The 19,464-nt window shown below is 55.1% G+C and carries 16 protein-coding genes; 11 read left to right on the top strand and 5 right to left on the bottom strand.

The window, feature by feature from the left end; all coding sequences use genetic code 11:
* Positions 1-40 precede the first annotated feature (40 nt).
* Positions 41-793, top strand: a complete 753-nt coding sequence (locus ACMGGU_RS13930; RefSeq protein WP_420300659.1) for a hypothetical protein — start codon at positions 41-43, stop codon at positions 791-793.
* A 200-nt stretch (positions 794-993) separates the two neighbouring features.
* Here the strand turns inward: ACMGGU_RS13930 and ACMGGU_RS13925 are convergent, their stop codons facing one another.
* Positions 994-2,910 (bottom strand): recombinase family protein, encoded by a 1,917-nt coding sequence (locus ACMGGU_RS13925; RefSeq protein WP_338627819.1) that lies wholly within the window; start codon positions 2,908-2,910, stop codon positions 994-996.
* Between the two features lie 89 nt (positions 2,911-2,999).
* Between ACMGGU_RS13925 and ACMGGU_RS13920 the strand changes: the two genes are divergently transcribed.
* Positions 3,000-3,185: a Fe-S-cluster oxidoreductase gene (locus ACMGGU_RS13920; protein ID WP_084832304.1), complete on the top strand. Its 186-nt coding sequence runs from the start codon at positions 3,000-3,002 to the stop codon at positions 3,183-3,185.
* Here the strand turns inward: ACMGGU_RS13920 and setB are convergent.
* Positions 3,182-4,363: a sugar efflux transporter SetB gene (setB, locus tag ACMGGU_RS13915; RefSeq protein ID WP_063622108.1), complete on the bottom strand. Its 1,182-nt coding sequence runs from the start codon at positions 4,361-4,363 to the stop codon at positions 3,182-3,184. The two genes, ACMGGU_RS13920 and setB, sit on opposite strands and share 4 nt — an antisense overlap.
* Before the next feature lie 361 nt (positions 4,364-4,724).
* Between setB and fruB the strand changes: the two genes are divergently transcribed.
* Genes fruB through fruA form a run of 3 tightly spaced genes read left to right on the top strand, consistent with a single transcriptional unit; the run spans position 4,725 to position 8,495 of the window.
* Positions 4,725-5,855 (top strand): fused PTS fructose transporter subunit IIA/HPr protein, encoded by a 1,131-nt coding sequence (fruB, locus tag ACMGGU_RS13910; protein WP_126534658.1) that lies wholly within the window; start codon positions 4,725-4,727, stop codon positions 5,853-5,855.
* Positions 5,855-6,793, top strand: a complete 939-nt coding sequence (gene fruK, locus ACMGGU_RS13905; RefSeq protein ID WP_008500936.1) for a 1-phosphofructokinase — start codon at positions 5,855-5,857, stop codon at positions 6,791-6,793. The genes fruB and fruK overlap by 1 nt, the downstream gene beginning before the upstream one ends.
* 16 nt (positions 6,794-6,809) lie before the next feature.
* A complete protein-coding gene (fruA, locus tag ACMGGU_RS13900; protein ID WP_048028207.1) occupies positions 6,810-8,495 on the top strand; it encodes a PTS fructose transporter subunit IIBC in 1,686 nt (561 codons plus the stop codon).
* A 47-nt stretch (positions 8,496-8,542) separates the two neighbouring features.
* Here fruA and nfo read toward each other — a convergent pair whose 3' ends face one another.
* Together nfo and ACMGGU_RS13890 are read right to left on the bottom strand one after the other, a co-directional pair.
* Positions 8,543-9,400: a deoxyribonuclease IV gene (gene nfo / locus ACMGGU_RS13895; RefSeq protein WP_023294038.1), complete on the bottom strand. Its 858-nt coding sequence runs from the start codon at positions 9,398-9,400 to the stop codon at positions 8,543-8,545.
* Positions 9,401-9,464: 64 nt separating this feature from the next.
* Positions 9,465-10,511, bottom strand: coding sequence for a YeiH family protein (locus ACMGGU_RS13890; RefSeq protein ID WP_023294037.1), 1,047 nt, complete (start codon positions 10,509-10,511; stop codon positions 9,465-9,467).
* Positions 10,512-10,608: 97 nt separating this feature from the next.
* Between ACMGGU_RS13890 and yieE the strand changes: the two genes are divergently transcribed.
* The 3 genes from yieE to cirA all read left to right on the top strand — a co-directional run bounded on the left by yieE (position 10,609) and on the right by cirA (position 15,298).
* Complete coding sequence (yieE, locus tag ACMGGU_RS13885) at positions 10,609-11,475, top strand: DNA-binding transcriptional regulator YeiE (RefSeq protein WP_045908684.1); 867 nt, start codon at positions 10,609-10,611, stop codon at positions 11,473-11,475.
* A 158-nt stretch (positions 11,476-11,633) separates the two neighbouring features.
* The gene (locus tag ACMGGU_RS13880; protein WP_008500931.1) at positions 11,634-13,103 is read left to right on the top strand and encodes an amino acid permease; all 1,470 of its coding nucleotides are present in this window, start codon (positions 11,634-11,636) and stop codon (positions 13,101-13,103) included.
* Between the two features lie 224 nt (positions 13,104-13,327).
* Positions 13,328-15,298: a catecholate siderophore receptor CirA gene (gene cirA, locus ACMGGU_RS13875; protein ID WP_008500930.1), complete on the top strand. Its 1,971-nt coding sequence runs from the start codon at positions 13,328-13,330 to the stop codon at positions 15,296-15,298.
* 99 nt (positions 15,299-15,397) lie between these two features.
* Here cirA and fghA read toward each other — a convergent pair whose 3' ends face one another.
* Entirely contained in the window at positions 15,398-16,225 is an 828-nt protein-coding gene (gene fghA, locus ACMGGU_RS13870) for an S-formylglutathione hydrolase (protein ID WP_325841147.1), read from the bottom strand.
* 138 nt (positions 16,226-16,363) lie between these two features.
* Here fghA and ACMGGU_RS13865 point away from each other — a divergent pair, with 138 nt between their 5' ends.
* From ACMGGU_RS13865 to yeiB, 3 genes are all read left to right on the top strand, one after another.
* Positions 16,364-17,512 (top strand): YbfB/YjiJ family MFS transporter, encoded by a 1,149-nt coding sequence (locus tag ACMGGU_RS13865; RefSeq protein ID WP_395299444.1) that lies wholly within the window; start codon positions 16,364-16,366, stop codon positions 17,510-17,512.
* A gap of 102 nt (positions 17,513-17,614) precedes the next feature.
* Positions 17,615-18,283 carry a GTP cyclohydrolase I FolE gene (folE, locus tag ACMGGU_RS13860; RefSeq protein WP_008500927.1) on the top strand — a complete coding sequence of 223 codons (669 nt, stop codon included), beginning with the start codon at positions 17,615-17,617 and terminating at the stop codon, positions 18,281-18,283.
* Between the two features lie 19 nt (positions 18,284-18,302).
* Positions 18,303-19,460, top strand: coding sequence for a DUF418 domain-containing protein YeiB (gene yeiB, locus ACMGGU_RS13855; protein ID WP_420300658.1), 1,158 nt, complete (start codon positions 18,303-18,305; stop codon positions 19,458-19,460).
* Positions 19,461-19,464: the final 4 nt, after the last annotated feature.

Below are 19,464 nucleotides of genomic sequence, written 5' to 3'. Positions count from 1 at the left end.
AGAAGAATCGAATTCAACTTTAGGAAAAACAGATAGTTATATGAACTTTATTCAGTACTTTTTTTATGATGGACGCATGAAACGCACTAACACAAAATATTCAAAGCATGACCAAAATTCCCCACTTTCTCCTATTGCGTATGTTGCGGAGTCCATAGAGGATTTAAAGAGAGCTCTTCGTATTAGCGGTCTTTACGATAAAGCGATCCGGCAGGCTTTCCCAAAATTCATCAAGCAAGTTAATTCAATGGCGCTGGGTGATGCTTACCGTTGCTTCTACACCCAGAATAGCAAGATGAATAAACCCGCTCTGGGTGTTTGCTTCCGTCGCCGTGGGAACAATTGCGGCTCGGTCCTGATGCTTTCCGCAGACATTATCGTTGAGAAAAAGCATTCATGCGTGAACGCTCGACAAGATTACTTCCTTGGTATGTGGAAAAAGGTTTCGGGCGATACCGCAAATGAATTCCTAATCGCGTTCGAAGATACGAAGCCAATGAAAGCCCGTGGCGACGCTATGAAAGGCCAGTTAGTTAAAACCGATTCAGCAGCCCCAGAAGCAGCGATTATTGATGAACCGTACCAATACGCCCCAGAGGACATTTTGGACGCAATAGAAGCCGTACAGGTAGTGGAGCAAGCACCGGAAGATTTAGACGTAACAGAGCCTGTTTACGTTGCTGATTTAATCGAGACCGAAATTGATCCTGAAAGTGAACGTTTAGAGCTAATCAAGATTGAAGAAATGATTTACCATATTGAAAGCATGGAATACTGCATTAACACGAAATAAATAGCCTGAGTATAGGCCTGCCCGCCATGGATTAAAATATAGTAAAATTATTCATGCCTTCATCAATTATATGATAGCATCCCCATGAAAAACCATTTTTTGCTGAAAGTGGAACGTCAGTATTACTAGGGAGATGAATCCAGTATAGGTTTATCGGGGAAGTTGATTGGCTTCCCCTTGGCTAATAGGTAAGAGTGATTTTAGTTTGAAATTTTATTTAAGTCTTCTAGCGAGTTAATCACATGCTTAATGCCGTTTATCGTTGCATATGATTTGCTTGTAGTGCCATCCACCCTGATAGCTATTCCATTGACTTCATCGCGTCTAATACCATCTTCTAGCTCAGTGATATACGTCGGGTTAAGAAGGCTGACTTCGTGTTTTTCCTGAATATGCTGCGCAAATTTGTCAGGAGAAATAAGTACATCAATGAAGGAATGCAGCACAAGTCCTTGCATTTTTAGTAAGTCATGATCATTGACTGTTTGCGCTTCTACATACGAAACTCCAGGTGATCGGTTGCGATTGAACTTAATCACGATTCTTTGCTTTGTCTCGTCCGCGAAGGTTACTTCGAAATGACCATGACGCCCATCAATATCGTAACAATCAATGCGTCTGATAGCTTGCTTTACCTTTAGTCTGATCTGCTTACGGTTAGGGTTCTTTGTATCATGCACATCAAATTTTCGGAATTGTTGCCAGCCCGTAGTTTGAATTTCTGAACGGTTGATTTTGTACTGATGAAATTCTCTCTCAAGCTTCGCTTTATTATGTTTATTCAGATTAATCTGTTCTGCAAGCTCTTCGAGGCTATCCGTTAAAGTTGCCAGTTTCAGAAGCTTATCAATAGATTCTGAGATCTTTTCAATCTCAGATTCATACCATGCCGTTTTATCTTCTTGGTGGTTGTTCCAGACGTGATCAGCAATTAGTTGCAAAACAGTGTGCTCAAGCTGGTATGCCGTAAACCCTTTTTTACCGCAAGGTTTACCCTGAACAATTTTTGAGCCACAGATATAACGGTATTTATTTTCGGTTGAACCTGATTTGAACATAAAAGATCCACATTTCCCACAGAAAAGAATTCCAATTCCTGATAGTAACGGGATTTCGGGTTCAGGGTTGCCCTCTGGGTATTTTGAGGAGCTTCTAGTAACCGCTCGGTGTCGGTCCAGTTTTGATAGAGTCATATAGTCTATTTCTGAAATCAGGGCCGGGTAGTAATCAGGAATAATGAATATTTCTTTCAATGGTTCTTCTGAATCCGGATCGTATATCACGACACCTGATTCATCGCGCTTATCCAGCGTAAAGACTTTTTGTCCATAAACAGTAGGGTTCAAGAAGGTTCGAATTAAATGCTTGCCCCATTGTTCCGTTTTGGGCGTCAGTGCTTGACCTGTCTGGTCTTTATAAACCCTCTTTTTAGGGGCCGGGTAATGTTCGTTAAGATATCTTTGGATTCCAAGAAGAGTTTCACCGTTTTGTTTCAGCTCTATAATCTTTTGCGCTGCTGCAAAATACATTGAGTGTGGGGTAACGTATCCTGATTTTGTATCTACCCACCAGACATTCTGACCCACTGATTCTATTGCTTTTGCTGGCGTTCCCGCTTCTCTTGTCAGGTTGTGCCGTATCAGTGAACGGGCTTGGGCTTCAACCCGATTCTTTTTTGTCAACGATTCGTCGTGGGCGCGTGTGAACATCAACAATGAAATGATTAAATCGGTTGGATTATTCTTTACGTCCGCGTACTTATAGACCTTTTCATCCATGCCAGTAACAACAACTATCCCCTTGCTAAGTATGCTCTTGAATATATCCAAAGCGGTCCAGGCATCATCACGACTAATGCGGTCAAGATTTTCGACTACTAGCCACGAACCAACGGGAACTTTAACCCCAATCTGCTTGATGAACTCCGATAGCTTCCCTTCATGAGCATTTTTTCCTTTGAACGCGGACATGCCGAGATCGTGGAAAGCCGTTGTATCAAGTTCGAGATTATAACGGGCCGCAATTTTTAGAGCGGTATCTTGCTGACGTTCCAGGGAGTTACCTTCCCGTTGTTTCACAGATGAAAAACGCACGTACGAATACAGCTTAGGTTTCATTAAGTGTGATTCCCTTCGAATGGTATTGATTGATCAAATGGACCTGATGCTAACAGCAGGAATGTGGATTTTAAACAGTGAATAATTGTATGTTAGGCAAGCCTGCCAATACCCGCTGCGTTCAGCTCTCGGAAACCAACCTGTGCATGATCTTTGGCTCACCGTTGCGTCCGAAGGTCTGCTCCGGGCTTCAGCCCACGGCCGAAATGTGTGGCAGCACGCGCGAGCAGGCAATGACGTACCTTCTTGAGCTTGAATCGCTCACCGCACCTTAAACGTCTTTAATCTTCGCCAGACAGCCCATCGTCAGCGTACACATCACCAGCGCAATCCAGAACACCGTGTGATAGTTCCAGATTTCGGCCACGACACCGGCCATTGAGCCGGCAATAATCCAGCCCACGCGGGTGGTGTTAGTATAAAGGGTGGTGGCAGAGCCTGCCTGACCCGGCATCAGATCCTGGAAATAGAGCATGCCTATCCCGGCGAGAATGCCAATATAGATGGCGTTCAGCAGCTGTAACGCCAGCAATAGCCCGGGCGTATGTACCGTCAGCATGCCGAGATAGAACAGCAGACCGGCGACGGCTGCGATGCGCATTAAAAAACGTTTCCCGAAGCGCTTTGCGTAATAGCCTGCGATAAGCATGGTCGGGATCTCAAGCCCGGCCGCGGTGCCCATCATGATCCCCGCCAGCTTCTCCGACAGGTGCAGTTCATTAATAATAAACAGCGGCATATTGATGATATAGAGGCTATTGGTGCCCCACATCAGCGTGCAGATCGCGAACAGGAGCAGGGCATCGCGGCGGTTACGGCGCGGCGCTTCCAGCACGCCCGTTGCCACTTTGGGCTCTTTGCGCATGGACGGCAGGAAGAACCACACCAGCGCGCCGCACGCCACAAACGCGACCGCCGCGCTCAGGTACATCACCGTAAAGCCAAAACCCATCGCCAGCGCGTAAGCCAGCGGCGGGCCAATCACCCACGCCAGCGACACCTGTGCACGCAGGACAGAGCTGAACATCACCGCTTCACGTCCGGTATGGTCGGCGTGTTCGCGGGCAAGCGCGAACAGCTGTGGGTTCGCCGTCGAACCAAAGCTGCTCAGGAATACCCCGACGAAAAGCAGAATGAAGTAGTTGCGGTTCCATGCAAACAGAACGCAGGCCAAAACCCCCAGCAGGCAGCAGAAAACGATCAGGCTTTTACGATCGCCTTTTCTGTCGGATCGCCCCGCCAGGAACTGACTGACCAGGATGCCGATGATGGCGCTTCCGGTAAAAAAGAAGCCAACCAGCGCCGGACGAACATGAACCTCATTGGTCAAAAATAAGCTCAGCGTCGGCGTCTGTAACGCACCGGCAATGCCCGTGAAGAAGGCAACAATCAGGAAGGCCGCTGAGGTCAAATCAAAGGGCTTCGGCGAGGCAGCCGCAGGGATGTTATGCATGTTTTATAATTAGCGAGTAGCAGAGAGGGGCGGAGTGTACGCCGTCAGCTAAAAAATAAACAGTGGGTGCGGTCAATGATGCCACGAAAAATCAAAATGGCATTTCATCTTGCATCCACATCGGCTGACCTTAGCTGAAACTGACTTGCTGAACTTCAGCAAAATTCAGCTGAACGAAGAAGAAATGTGCTGTATCTCTAAATTCTGCAATCTGAAATACGAGTTTTCTTGCAAGGCATTGCAGAAAGCGCAAGACTTTTTGAAACGTTTCAGCGCTATCTTGTTTTAACAAACGGAGCAGGCTAGCGCATTTTTTCTCATTAAAGCTGAAACGATTCAAGTTCAGCAGGAGTGGAGAACCATGTTCCAGTTATCTGTTCAGGATATCCACCCGGGCGCTCAGGCCGGGGATAAAGAAGAGGCTATTCGCCAGGTTGCCGCTGCGCTTGTGCAGGCGGGTAACGTCGCGGACGGCTATGTCAACGGCATGCTGGCGCGCGAGCAGCAGACCTCAACCTTCCTCGGCAATGGGATCGCCATTCCGCACGGCACCACCGACACCCGCGATCAGGTGTTGAAAACCGGCGTTAAGGTTTACCAGTTCCCGCAGGGCGTACTCTGGGGAGACGGTCAGGTAGCCTATGTGGCCATCGGTATCGCGGCCAGCAGCGACGAACACTTAGGTCTGCTGCGTCAGCTGACGCATGTCCTGAGCGATGACGCGGTGGCTGAACAGCTTAAATCCGCCACCACCGCGGAAGAGCTGCGCGCCTTGCTGATGGGCGAAAAACAGAGTGAAGCGCTGAAACTGGATAATGAAACGCTGACGCTGGATGTAGTTGCTTCCGATCTGGTGACGCTGCAGGCGCTGAACGCGGGCCGCCTGAAAGAAGCCGGCGCGGCGGATGCCACCTTTGTGACGCGCGTGATTAACGATAAGCCGTTGAATCTGGGTCAGGGTATCTGGCTGAACGACAGTGCTGAAGGCAACCTGCGCAGTGCGATTGCCGTGAGCCGTGCGGCCAATGCATTTGACGTAGAAGGCGAACGCGCGGCCATGCTGGTGACCGTGGCGATGGCTGATGAACAGCCGGTTTCCGTGCTGAAGCGTCTGGGCGACCTGCTGCTGAACAACAAAGCTGAAAAGCTGCTGAACGCTGATGCCTCCACCGTGCTGGCACTGCTGACCAGTGATGATGCGCTGACGGATGACGTGCAAACCGCGGAGTTCGTGGTGCGGAACGAACACGGCCTGCATGCCCGCCCGGGCACCATGCTGGTGAATACCATTAAACAATTCGAGAGTGAGATTACCGTGGCGAATCTTGACGGCACGGGCAAACCGGCCAACGGCCGTAGTCTGATGAAAGTGGTCGCGCTGGGCGTGAAGAAAGGCCACCGTCTGCGTTTCACCGCGCAGGGTGCCGATGCTGAACAGGCGCTGAAAGCGATTGGCGATGCCATCGCGGCAGGTCTGGGGGAGGGCGCATAATGAGCAGACGTGTTGCGACTATTACGCTAAACCCGGCTTATGACCTGGTAGGATTTTGCCCGGAAATTGAGCGCGGCGAAGTCAACCTCGTGCGTACCACCGGCCTGCATGCTGCGGGCAAAGGGATTAACGTCGCGAAAGTGCTCAAGGATCTCGGTATTGATGTCACCGTGGGCGGATTCCTCGGTAAAGACAACCAGGACGGTTTCCAGCAGCTCTTCAGCGAGCTGGGCATTGCCAACCGTTTTCAGGTTGTTCAGGGCCGTACCCGTATCAACGTTAAGCTGACGGAGAAAGACGGTGAAGTAACCGATCTGAACTTCTCAGGCTTCGAAGTGACGCCGTCAGACTGGGAGCGCTTTGTCAACGACTCGCTGACCTGGCTGGGGCAGTTTGACATGGTCTGCGTCAGCGGCAGCCTGCCGTCCGGCGTGAGCCCGGAAGCCTTTACCGACTGGATGACGCGCCTGCGCAGCCAGTGCCCATGCATCATTTTTGACAGCAGCCGTGACGCGCTGGTTGCGGGCCTGAAAGCCTCACCATGGCTGGTGAAGCCGAATCGCCGCGAGCTGGAGATCTGGGCGGGTCGTAAGCTGCCAGAATTAAAAGATGTGATTGACGCTGCCCATGCGCTGCGCGAGCAGGGTATCGCTCACGTAGTGATCTCGCTTGGTGCAGAAGGCGCGTTGTGGGTTAACGCGTCTGGCGAATGGATCGCCAAACCGCCGTCAATGGAAGTTGTGAGTACCGTTGGCGCAGGGGATTCCATGGTTGGCGGCCTGATTTATGGTCTGCTGATGCGGGAATCCAGTGAACATACCTTACGTCTTGCCACTGCCGTTGCTGCCCTGGCCGTCAGCCAGAGCAATGTCGGTATTACCGATCGTACCCAGTTAGCCGCGATGATGGCGCGCGTTGACTTAAAACCTTTTAACTAACAGCAGGAGAGGAATAATGAAAACGCTGCTGATCATTGACTCCGGTCTCGGACAGGCTCGCGCCTATATGGCGAAGACCTTGCTGGGCGCGGCGGCACAAAAAGCACATCTGGAGATTATCGATAATCCAGGCGATGCAGAACTGGCCATTGTCCTGGGCGACAAAATCCCGGCTGACAGTGCGCTGAACGGTAAAAAAGTGTGGCTGGGCGATATTAATCGCGCGGTGGCACACCCGGAACTGTTCCTGAGCGAAGCGAAAGGTCATGCGTCTGTCTACAGCGCGCCTGTCGCGACGGCACCGGCTACGGCCACGGGTCCGAAACGCGTTGTGGCGGTGACGGCCTGCCCGACGGGGGTAGCTCACACCTTTATGGCGGCTGAAGCCATTGAAACCGAAGCGAAAAAACGCGGCTGGTGGGTAAAAGTGGAAACACGCGGCTCCGTCGGTGCCGGCAACGCGATCACCCCTGAAGAAGTGGCGGAGGCCGATCTGGTGATTGTGGCGGCGGATATCGAAGTGGACCTCGCGAAATTTGCCGGTAAGCCAATGTACCGTACCTCCACCGGCCTGGCGCTGAAAAAGACCGCGCAGGAGTTTGATAAAGCGCTGGTAGAAGCGAAGCCGTATCAGGCAACCGGCGCGCGTCAGACCGCGACGGAAGGGAAGAAAGAGTCCGCAGGCGCCTATCGTCACCTGCTGACCGGCGTGTCTTACATGCTGCCGATGGTGGTCGCGGGTGGTCTGTGTATCGCGCTCTCGTTCGCGTTTGGTATCACGGCGTTTAAAGAACAAGGCACGCTGGCGGCTGCGCTGATGCAGATCGGCGGTGGTTCAGCCTTCGCCCTGATGGTGCCGGTTCTGGCGGGCTTTATTGCCTTCTCCATTGCTGACCGCCCGGGTCTGACCCCGGGGCTTATCGGCGGTATGCTGGCCGTGAGCACCGGTTCCGGTTTTATCGGCGGTATCATTGCGGGCTTCCTCGCCGGTTACGTCGCGAAGCTGATTAGCTCAAAGCTGAAGCTGCCGCAGAGTATGGAAGCGCTGAAGCCGATCCTGATCATCCCGCTGATTTCCAGCCTGGTGGTCGGCCTGGCGATGATTTACCTGATTGGTAAGCCGGTTGCGGGCATCCTGGCGGGTCTGACCCACTGGCTGCAAACCATGGGTACCGCGAATGCGGTTCTGCTGGGTGCAATCCTCGGCGGCATGATGTGTACCGACATGGGTGGTCCGGTGAACAAAGCGGCGTACGCCTTTGGTGTGGGCCTGCTGAGTACCCAGACCTACGCGCCGATGGCGGCGATCATGGCGGCAGGTATGGTGCCTCCGCTGGCGCTCGGTCTGGCGACGATTATTGCCCGTCGTAAGTTCGATAAAGCGCAGCAGGAAGGCGGTAAAGCCGCGCTGGTGCTGGGTCTGTGCTTCATCACCGAAGGGGCGATTCCGTTCGCGGCGCGTGACCCAATGCGTGTGCTGCCGTGCTGTATCGTAGGCGGTGCGGTAACGGGGGCGATCTCTATGGCTGTCGGTGCGAAGCTGATGGCACCACACGGCGGTCTGTTCGTGCTGCTGATCCCAGGCGCCATCACCCCGGTACTGGGCTACCTGCTGGCGATTGTTGCCGGTACGCTGGTGGCGGGCCTCTCTTACGCGGTGCTGAAACGTCCGGAAGCGGAAGTTGTGGCAAAAGCAGCGTAAGCGATAAACAACAAAAAAGCCGGGTGCGTAATGCAACCCGGCTTTTTTTATGCCGCCTGTTCAGCGGTTTGCTGTGCCTTCAGCCAGGCAATCTCTTCTGCCCAGATGTCCGGATTAATGGTTTCCAGCACCATCGGAATACCGTCGAAGCGGGCGTCCTGCATAATAAAGCGAAACGCATCGTGGCCAATGTTGCCTTCGCCTAGGCTGTGGTGGCGGTCAACGCGGCTACCAAAGGCGCTTTTCGCATCGTTTAAGTGCATTCCGCGCAGGTACTTAAAGCCCACAATGCGCTCGAACTCATCAAACGTGTTTTTCGTTGCCTCGGTGGTGCGCAGGTCATAACCGGCGGCAAACGCGTGGCAGGTATCAATGCACACGCCCACGCGGGATTTATCCTCCACGCCGTCGATAATCGCTGCCAGATGTTCGAACTTAAAGCCGAGGTTGCTGCCCTGACCGGCGGTATTCTCAATCACCGCGGTGACGCCTTTTGTCTTGTCCAGGGTGATGTTGATGGACTCGGCAATGCGCGCCAGGCAGGCATCTTCGTCGATCTGCATCAGATGGCTACCCGGATGGAAGTTCAGCAGCGTCAGCCCCAGCTGTTCGCAGCGCTGCACTTCATCAAGAAACGCCTCGCGGGATTTTTCCAGCGCCTCTTCAACCGGGTGACCGAGGTTGATCAGGTAGCTGTCGTGGGGGAGGATCTGGCCGGGCCCGTAGCGGTATTTCTCACAGGCGGCTTTGAAATCATCAATCACCTCAGCGGTGAGCGGTGCGGCGCGCCACTGGCGCTGATTTTTGGTGAACAGGGCGAAAGCGGTCGCCTCAATTTCGGCGGCACGAATGGCGGCATTCGCAAGGCCACCTGCAGCGCTGACGTGCGCTCCAACATATTTCATAAAGGGACTCCTGTTAACCCGAAATGCTTATGATAGCGGGTTAACAGGAGAAGGATGTAGTGGTTTATGCCATCAGGCTATGGACCGCGAGGTTAATCGCGCCGCCGCCAACAATCAGCCAGATGAAGAGCACCAGCGCCATCAGCAGCGGTTTCGCACCGGCTTTTTTCAGCGCGCTGACGTGCGTGGTCACCCCCAGGGCCGCCATGGCCATTGCCAGCAGTACGGTATCCAGCGTCACCAGCATATCCACCACCGCTTTCGGCAGCAGATGGAAGGAGTTAAAGATAGCGACCACGATGAACAGGATCGCAAACCACGGAATGGTGATTTTACTTTTCTCGCTGCCGCCCGCCGGAGCCAGTTGTTTAACCCGTGCGGCCAGGAAAATCAGGAACGGGGCCAGCATCATCACGCGCAGCATTTTGGCAATCACCGCTGCGTTTTCGGCGTCCGGGTTAATGGCGTGTCCTGCTGCGACCACCTGGGCCACTTCGTGCATGGTCGAACCGATATAGATGCCGTAGGTTTCCGGGCTGAACCAGTGGGCAACCAGCGGATACATGGCCGGGTAGAGGAAAATCGCCAGCGTACCGAAGATCACCACCGTCGCTACCGCCACCGTTACCTTGCTGGCTTCGGCTTTCACGACGGGTTCTGTGGCCAGCACCGCCGCTGCGCCACAGATACTGCTCCCGGCACCGATCAGCCAGCTGGTTTGCCTGTCCAGGCCAAACACTTTCTGACCGATAAAGCAGGCCAGTAAAAAGGTGCTGGTCAGGGTCAGAACGTCGATGGCGATCCCGCTCGCACCCACATCCGCAATCTGCGAAAAGGTAAGACGGAAGCCGTAAAGAATGATCCCAAGACGCAGCAGATGCTGCTTGGCAAAGATTACGCCGCCGTCGCAGGATTTCCAGATATGCGGGTAAACGGTGTTACCCACGACCATGCCGAGCAAAATGGCGAGCGTCAGCGCGCTGAAACCTGCGCCTGCGATGGCCGGGATGCTGCCGCCCCATAGCGCTACGGCGGTGACTGCAGCGCTGAGCGCAAGACCCGGCACGAAGTGCCACACTGTACGATGATGTTGTAAGGTGATTTCTGACATAACCTTCTCCTTTGTCTGGCTAAAGGTTACGGCGCTCTGGCTTAAAAATAAAATTGATTATATACTTATAATCAATCTATATAAGTGGTAAGCAACCATGCACATTACTCTGCGTCAGCTGGAAGTCTTTGCCGAGGTGCTGAAAAGCGGCTCAACGACCCAGGCGTCACAAATGCTGGCGCTCTCACAGTCTGCGGTCAGCGCGGCGTTGACCGATCTTGAAGGACAACTGGGCGTTCAGCTTTTTGACAGGGTAGGGAAGCGTCTGGTGGTCAACGAGCACGGTCGTCTTCTTTATCCGCGCGCGCTGGCGCTGCTCGAGCAGGCAATCGAAATCGAGCAGCTGTTCCGCGAAGACAACGGTGCGATCCGCGTTTACGCCAGCAGCACCATCGGGAACTACATTCTGCCGGAAGTGATTGCCCGCTACCGCCGGGATTTCCCGAGCCTGCCGCTGGAGATGAGCGTGGGCAATAGCCAGGACGTCATCAACGCAGTGATCGATTTCCGCGTGGATATCGGCCTCATCGAAGGTCCCTGCCATAACGTCGATATCATTGCCGAGCCCTGGCTGGAAGACGAGCTGGTGGTGTTTGCGTCCCCGGCCTCGTCGTTATTGCAGGGAGAGGTGACGCTGGAACGGCTGGCGCAGGCGCAGTGGATCCTGCGCGAGCAGGGCTCCGGCACGCGTGAAATTGTCGATTATCTGCTGCTTTCACATCTGCCGCATTTCCAGTTAGGGATGGAGCTTGGGAACTCTGAGGCCATCAAGCACGCGGTGCGCCACGGGCTGGGCATCAGCTGCCTTTCCCGGCGCGTTATTGCCGAACAGCTTGAAACCGGATCGCTGGTTGAAATCCCCATCCCGCTGCCGAAGCTGGTGCGCACGCTGTGGTGCATTCATCATCGTCAGAAACACCTTTCCAGCTCCCTGCAGCGTTTTCTGCGCTATTGCGAAATCTGACAGCATCCCTCACCCCAAAGGGGAGAGGGAAAAATTATGCTTTACTTATAATCCTGGTCGCGTCATGAAGCTCTCTTATAACTGAGTATTTCTGCCGGAAGGAACGCGGATCGTCTGCTACAATCGCGCCTCATTTATTAAATGGACAGCATTTTCATATGGTTTCAGAAATTAAAACCACAGAAGCGCCCACGCTACGTCGTGAACTCAAGGCGCGTCACCTGACGATGATCGCCATTGGCGGCTCAATCGGTACAGGTCTTTTCGTTGCCTCTGGCGCAACGATTTCGGCAGCCGGCCCGGGTGGGGCACTTTTCTCTTATATCCTGATTGGCCTGATGGTGTACTTCCTGATGACCAGTCTCGGCGAACTGGCCGCGTACATGCCGGTATCCGGTTCGTTCTCGACCTACGGTCAAAAATACGTTGAAGAAGGCTTCGGCTTCGCGCTGGGCTGGAACTACTGGTACAACTGGGCGGTCACCATCGCCGTTGACCTTGTCGCCGCACAGCTGGTGATGAACTGGTGGTTCCCGGATACGCCGGGCTGGATCTGGAGCGCCCTGTTCCTGGCCGTCATCTTCCTGCTGAACTACATCTCCGTGCGCGGTTTCGGCGAAGCGGAATACTGGTTCTCTTTGATCAAAGTGGCAACCGTCATCATCTTTATCGTCGTCGGTGTGGCGATGATCGTTGGTATTTTCAAAGGCGCAGAACCTGCGGGCTGGAGTAACTGGACAATAGGCGATGCGCCGTTTGCCGGTGGACTGTCGGCAATGATTGGCGTGGCAATGATTGTCGGCTTCTCCTTCCAGGGAACCGAGCTGATTGGCATTGCTGCCGGTGAGTCAGAGAACCCGGAGAAGAATATTCCGCGCGCGGTTCGTCAGGTCTTCTGGCGTATCCTGCTGTTCTATGTGTTCGCGATCCTGATTATCAGCCTGATCATTCCGTACACCGATCCAAGCCTGCTGCGTAATGACGTTAAAGACATTAGCGTTAGCCCGTTCACGCTGGTCTTCCAGCACGCCGGTCTGCTTTCTGCCGCGGCAGTGATGAACGCCGTTATCCTGACCGCTGTACTGTCAGCCGGTAACTCCGGGATGTACGCGTCCACCCGTATGCTCTACACGCTGGCATGCGACGGTAAAGCACCGCGTATTTTCGCGAAGCTGTCCCGTGGCGGCGTACCGCGTAACGCGCTGTACGCCACTACGGTGATCGCCGGTCTGTGCTTCCTGACCTCTATGTTTGGCAACCAGACGGTGTACCTGTGGCTGCTTAACACCTCCGGGATGACGGGCTTTATTGCCTGGCTGGGGATTGCCATTAGCCACTATCGTTTCCGCCGTGGCTACGTCAAACAGGGTTATGACGTTAACCAGCTGCCGTATCGCTCCGGCTTCTTCCCGCTGGGTCCCATTTTCGCCTTCATTCTGTGCCTGATCATTACGCTGGGACAGAACTATGAAGCGTTCCTGGCGGACACCATTGACTGGGGCGCCGTCACGGCAACCTACATTGGCATTCCGCTGTTCCTCGTCATCTGGTTTGGTTACAAGCTGACGAAAGGAACACACTTCGTTCGCTACAGTGAAATGGAATTCCCGGAACGATTTAAACAATAACCGCACTTCCTCTCTGTTAGCCCGCTCGTTTGAGCGGGCTTTTTTATTCCCGCCCCCTGAAACAAAGATATATTTCTTAACAATTTAATTGATAATAATTATCGTTTGCTTTATCGTTATCAAAAATAAGCGTGTCACCGACCCACCGGAGATGTGGGCGGCCAGGAAGACGCTGTGAGCAATGATGATTTGATTGAGTTGTATTTACCTCATGGAGATATGGAATGTTTAGGTTGAATCCCTTCGTCAGGGGAGGACTTTGCGCGTCCGCAATGTCCCTGGCCCTGCCTGTTATCGCAGCGGAATCCGGCGACACAATGGTTGTCACGGCCTCCGCGACCGAGCAAAACCTGAAAGACGCACCGGCAAGCATCAGCGTCATCACCCAGGAAGATTTGCAGCGCAAACCCGTTCAGAATCTGAAAGATGTGTTACGGGATGTGCCGGGCGTGCAGCTCACGAGCGAAGGGGACAACCGTAAAGGGGTAAGTATTCGCGGACTGGACAGCAGCTACACGCTGATCCTGATTGACGGCAAGCGCGTCAATTCCCGTAACGCGGTGTTCCGCCATAATGATTTCGACCTCAACTGGGTGCCGGTTGACGCCATCGAACGAATTGAAGTTGTGCGCGGACCGATGTCTTCTCTTTACGGCTCCGATGCGCTGGGCGGCGTGGTAAACATTATCACCAAAAAAATCGGCCAGAAATGGACGGGTACCCTGAGCGCCGATTCCACAATTCAGGAACATCGCGACCGTGGAGACACCTACAACGGTCAATTCTATACCAGCGGTCCGCTGGTGGACGGTCTGCTGGGGCTGAAAGCCTACGGTAGCCTCGCAAAGCGTGAGAAAGACGGGCAGCAGAAGTCCTCTACCACGGCGAGCGGTGAAACACCGCGCATTGAAGGCTTCACCAGCCGCGATGCGAATGTGGAGTTCGCCTGGACGCCGTCTGAAAATCATGACTTTACGGCGGGCTACGGTTTCGACCGTCAGGATCGTGACTCGGATTCTCTCGACAAAAACCGCCTTGAGCGTCAGAACTACTCTCTCAGCCACAACGGCCGCTGGGGCGTCGGCAACAGCGAGCTGAAGGTGTACGGCGAGAAGGTGGATAACAAAAACCCGGGCAACAGCAATCCGATCACCTCCGAGAGCAACGCGGTGGACGGGAAATACGTGCTGCCGCTGGGCGACATCAACCAGCTGATGACCTTCGGCGGCGAATGGCGTCACGATAAGCTGAAGGATCCGGTCAACCTGACGGGCGGTTCAAGCAGCAGTACGTCGACAAGCCAGTATGCCCTGTTCCTGGAGGACGAGTGGCGTATCTTTGAACCTCTGGCGCTGACCACCGGCATCCGTATGGATGACCATGATACCTACGGCGACCACTGGAGCCCGCGCGCCTATCTGGTCTACAACGCGACCGATACCGTAACGGTGAAAGGGGGCTGGGCGACCGCGTTTAAAGCGCCGTCACTGCTGCAGCTGAGCCCGGACTGGGTCACCGGCTCGTGCCGCGGTGCCTGTGAGATTGTCGGTAACCCGGATCTGAAACCGGAGACCAGCGAGAGCTTCGAGTTCGGTCTGTACTACAGCGGGGAAGAGGGCTGGTTAGAGGGCGTGCAGGCCAGCGTGACCACCTTCCAGAATAACGTCGATGACCGCATCAGCATCAGCCGTACGGCCAATGCGAAGCAGGCGCAGAGCTACCCTAACTACGTTGGCCTGAATGCGGACGGTGAACCGATATTCCGCTACTACAACGTCAACAAGGCGCGCATCCGCGGGGTGGAGACCGAGCTGAAATTCCCGCTGGCGGACGACTGGAAAGTGACGCTGAACTACACCTACAACGACGGTCGTGATATCAGCAACGGTGGCAACAAGCCGCTGTCCGATCTGCCGTTCCATACCGCCAACGGGACCGTTGACTGGAAGGCGACGCAGGACTGGTCGTTCTATGTTCAGGGCAACTACACCGGTGAGAAACGCGCGCTGACCAGCAGCGACCCAACGCCGGGTGGCTATGTTATCTGGAATACCGGCGCCGCGTGGCAGGCGACGAAAAGCGTGAAGCTGCGTGCGGGCGTGCAGAACCTGCTGGACAAAGATCTGAGCCGCGACGATTACAGCTACACGGAAGATGGCCGTCGCTACTTTGTCGGTGTGGATTATAAGTTCTGATGTAACCTTTATGCCCGGTGGCGCTTCGCTTACCGGGCCTACAAAACCCACGAATGTAGGCCGGGTAAGGCAAAGCCGCCACCCGGCAATCGGCCGCACTTACCCGAACAAATGCTCCGCATGGAAGCGGAGATGATCCTCAATGAAGGACGCAATGAAGTAATAGCTGTGATCGTATCCCGGCTGAATGCGCAGCGTCAGCGGCCAGTCCTTCTGGCGTGCCGCTTCTGCCAGCACCGCAGGCTGTAGCTGTCCGGCGAGGAACTGGTCCGCATCACCCTGATCGATAAGGGTGGGAATGGCCTCTTCAGCTTTGCTGGCCAGCATCAGCGCGCAGCTGTCCCATGCCTGCCATTTTTCCGCATCCTCACCCAGATAGTGTGTGAAGGCTTTCTGCCCCCACGGCACCTGTGTTGGGTTCACAATCGGTGCAAATGCCGACACGCTGACGTATTTCCCCGGATTTTTCAGCGCCATGATGAGCGCCCCGTGTCCGCCCATTGAGTGGCCGCTGATTGCGCAGCGCTCACCGACCGCAAATTGCGACTGCACCAGCGCAGGAAGTTCATCGCGAAGGTAATCATACATGCGGTAGTGGCGCGCCCAGGGTTGCTCGGTCGCATTGAGATAAAACCCGGCACCTTTGCCCAGGTCGTATCCGGCATCGTCGGCCACATCGTCGCCACGCGGGCTGGTGTCAGGCATCACCAGCGCAATGCCCAGCTCGGCGGCAATACGCTGCGCGCCCGCTTTGGTGGTGAAGTTTTCGTCGTTGCAGGTCAGGCCGGAAAGCCAGAACAGAACCGGTGGATTTTCCGTCGGCGGCAGGAAAATGCTGAACGTCATTGCACAGTTCAGGGTGGTGGAGTCGTGCCGCCAGCGCTGCTGTCGACCTTCAAAACAACGGTGCTCTTCGAGCAGTTCCATGCAGGGATCCTTAATGAGAATGCGTATTCATAAAACCCATAATACAGCCTTTTCATTGACCTGTGAGTAACTTTCACTTTCGCCAGACGGCGAGATGCTGCATCATAAATTTACTTTTCTTTAACAATTGGAGCGGTCATGGCGCTGCGTATTGCGCTCAGTGGGTTTGTCGTGCTGGTGGTGGCGATGGGGATAGGGCGTTTTGCCTTTACGCCCCAGGTGCCGCTGATGATTGCTGCCGGACAGCTTACGCTGACCAGCGCGGGTCTGGTGGCGGCGATGAACTATCTGGGCTATCTGGTGGGTGCGTGGGATGCGATGCGTGCGCACCGCTTCGTTGAAACGCGCCTCTGGCTTGGCATCACCGGCGCGGTGGCGCTGACGCTGCTCTCCGCGGCGGCGGATAATGCCGTCGTGCACGGCCTGCTGCGTTTTGTCATCGGCTGCATGAGCGGCTGGTCGATGGTACTCATTGCCGCCTGGACTAACGAACGGCTGGGACAGCTGGGTAAACCGGGCCTGAGCGCTGCCGTATTTGCCGGGCCGGGGGCAGGCATTGCGCTGAGCGGCCTGCTCGCCGTCTATATTCAGGCGAAGTCCCTGTCGGCCGGGGCGGCATGGCAAATCTACGGCGTGCTGGCGCTAGTGCTGATTGCCCTGGTGGCGCGCTACCTGCCGCGATCCGGGCAGCTCCATCGACCCGGCACCGCGCCGGAGCCGCTGGTGCTGACGGCAGATTTAACGCGTCTGGTCTGGAGCTACAGCCTGGCCGGGTTTGGCTATATCCTCCCGGCTACCTTCCTGTCGCAAATGGCGGCCGTGCGTTTTCCCGGCAGCCTGTTTGCCCAGTTTGTCTGGCCGATTTTTGGTCTCGCCGCCGTGGTGGGGATTGCGCTCAGTATTCTGTTACGCCATACCTCAACGGCTAACCGCAGACTGGCTATCGTACTGTGGTTACAGGGGGCGGGCGTGCTGGCGGCCTGGCTGCTGCCGGGGATTGGCGGGTTACTGACAGGCGGGCTGCTGGTGGGCGGCGGCTTTTTGTGTGCCGTGCAGCTCTCTCTTTTATACGGTCGCGAGCTGGCGCCAAACCACACGCGCTATATGGCGGGCCTGCTCACCACCGGGTATGCGATTGGGCAGTTGATTGGCCCCGTCACTTCGGCGTTATCAACCTGGCTTACCCACCGGCTGGAGCCGGCGCTGGGGCTGGCGGGCTTGGCGCTGTTCGTTGGCGGAGCCCTGGTCTGGAATCGTCACGCTGAAAGGCAACAGCAATTGCAATAATTATCGTCGTGAATACTGGATTATGTGCGCCGCCTCACGCACAATGAACGCATACTTTTGCCACAACGAGGGCAAAAGACGCCACACCTGCAGGAGAACAAAATGTCATCACTCAGTAAAGAAGCTGCCCTGGTCCACGAAGCCCTGGTTGCGCGCGGTCTTGAAACGCCACTGCGTCCGCCCGTACAGGACTTGGACAATGAAACCCGCAAGCGTCTGATTGCCGGTCATATGACCGACATCATGGAGCTGCTGAATCTCGATCTGAGTGACGACAGTCTGATGGAGACGCCGCACCGCATCGCGAAAATGTACGTCGACGAAATTTTCTCCGGCCTGGATTACGCCAACTTCCCGAAAATCACCGTCATTGAAAACAAGATGAAAGTGGACGAGATGGTCACGGTTCGCGATATCACGCTGACCAGCACCTGCGAACACCATTTCGTGACCATTGACGGTAAAGCGACCGTGGCGTATATCCCTAAAGACACGGTGATTGGCCTGTCGAAGATCAACCGCATCGTGCAGTTCTTCGCTCAGCGTCCGCAGGTGCAGGAGCGTCTGACCCAGCAGATCCTGACCGCGCTGCAAACGCTGCTGGGCACCAATAACGTGGCCGTCTCTATCGACGCGGTTCACTACTGCGTGAAAGCGCGCGGCGTGCGCGATGCCACCAGTGCGACCACTACAACCTCGCTGGGCGGTCTGTTTAAATCGAGCCAGAATACCCGCCAGGAGTTCCTGCGCGCCGTACGTCACCACAACTAAGTCTTACAGGGCAGGGACCATGGAGCGAAACGTCACGCTCGATTTTGTTCGCGGCGTCGCCATTCTCGGTATCCTGCTGCTTAATATCACCGCCTTCGGTTTGCCGAAGGCGGCGTATCTCAATCCCGCGTGGTATGGCGACATTACCCGCAGTGATGCCTGGACTTGGGCAATCCTCGATCTCTTTGCGCAGGTCAAATTCCTCACGCTCTTTGCCCTGCTGTTTGGCGCAGGCCTGCAGCTTCTCCTCAAACGCGGCACACGCTGGATCCAGTCGCGCCTGACGCTGCTGGTTATCCTCGGCTTTATCCATGGCCTGTTCTTCTGGGACGGCGATATTCTTCTTGCCTATGGGTTAGTCGGGCTCATCTGCTGGCGCCTCATTCGCGATGCGCACAGCGTTAAAAGCCTGTTCAACACCGGGGTGATGCTCTATGTCATGGGGCTTGGAGTGCTGTTGCTGCTGGGGATGATCTCCGGCGAGACGACAAACCGTGCCTGGATCCCGGATGCCGCTAACCTGCAGTACGAGCAGTTCTGGAAGCTGAAGGGCGGTACGGAAGCGATAAGCAACCGCGCGGATATGCTGGGGGACAACCTCCTTGCGCTGGGCGCGCAATACGGCTGGCAGCTGGCGGGCATGATGCTGATGGGCGCGTCACTGATGCGCACCGGCTGGCTGAAAGGGGAATTCAGCCTGCGTCACTATCGTCGCACCGGCGCCGGTCTGGTGCTGCTCGGCGTGCTGATTAATCTCCCGGCGGTGATGATGCAGTGGCATATCCACTGGGATTACCGCTGGTGCGCGTTCCTGCTCCAGGTGCCGCGTGAACTGAGCGCGCCGTTTCAGACCATCGGCTACAGGGCGCTGATCTACGGCTTCTGGCCCTCGCTTTCTCGTCTGTGGATGGTCAGCGCTATCGCCTGCGTGGGCCGCATGGCGTTGAGCAATTACCTCCTGCAAACGCTGATCTGCACCACGCTTTTCTATCGCTTTGGTCTGTTTATGAAATTCGACCGCCTTACGCTGCTGGCGTTTGTTATTCCGGTCTGGGCAGTAAACCTGGCGTTTTCTGTGCTCTGGCTACGCTATTTCCGCCAGGGACCGCTGGAGTGGGTATGGCGTCAGTTAACCGCACGTGCTTCAGGGATATCATTGAAAAATACATCCAGATAACGAT

Source organism: Enterobacter sp. BNK-8, from assembly GCF_048685095.1.
GTDB classification, from domain to species: domain Bacteria; phylum Pseudomonadota; class Gammaproteobacteria; order Enterobacterales; family Enterobacteriaceae; genus Enterobacter; species Enterobacter quasiroggenkampii.
This window is presented reverse-complemented; position numbering and strand designations above follow the sequence as displayed.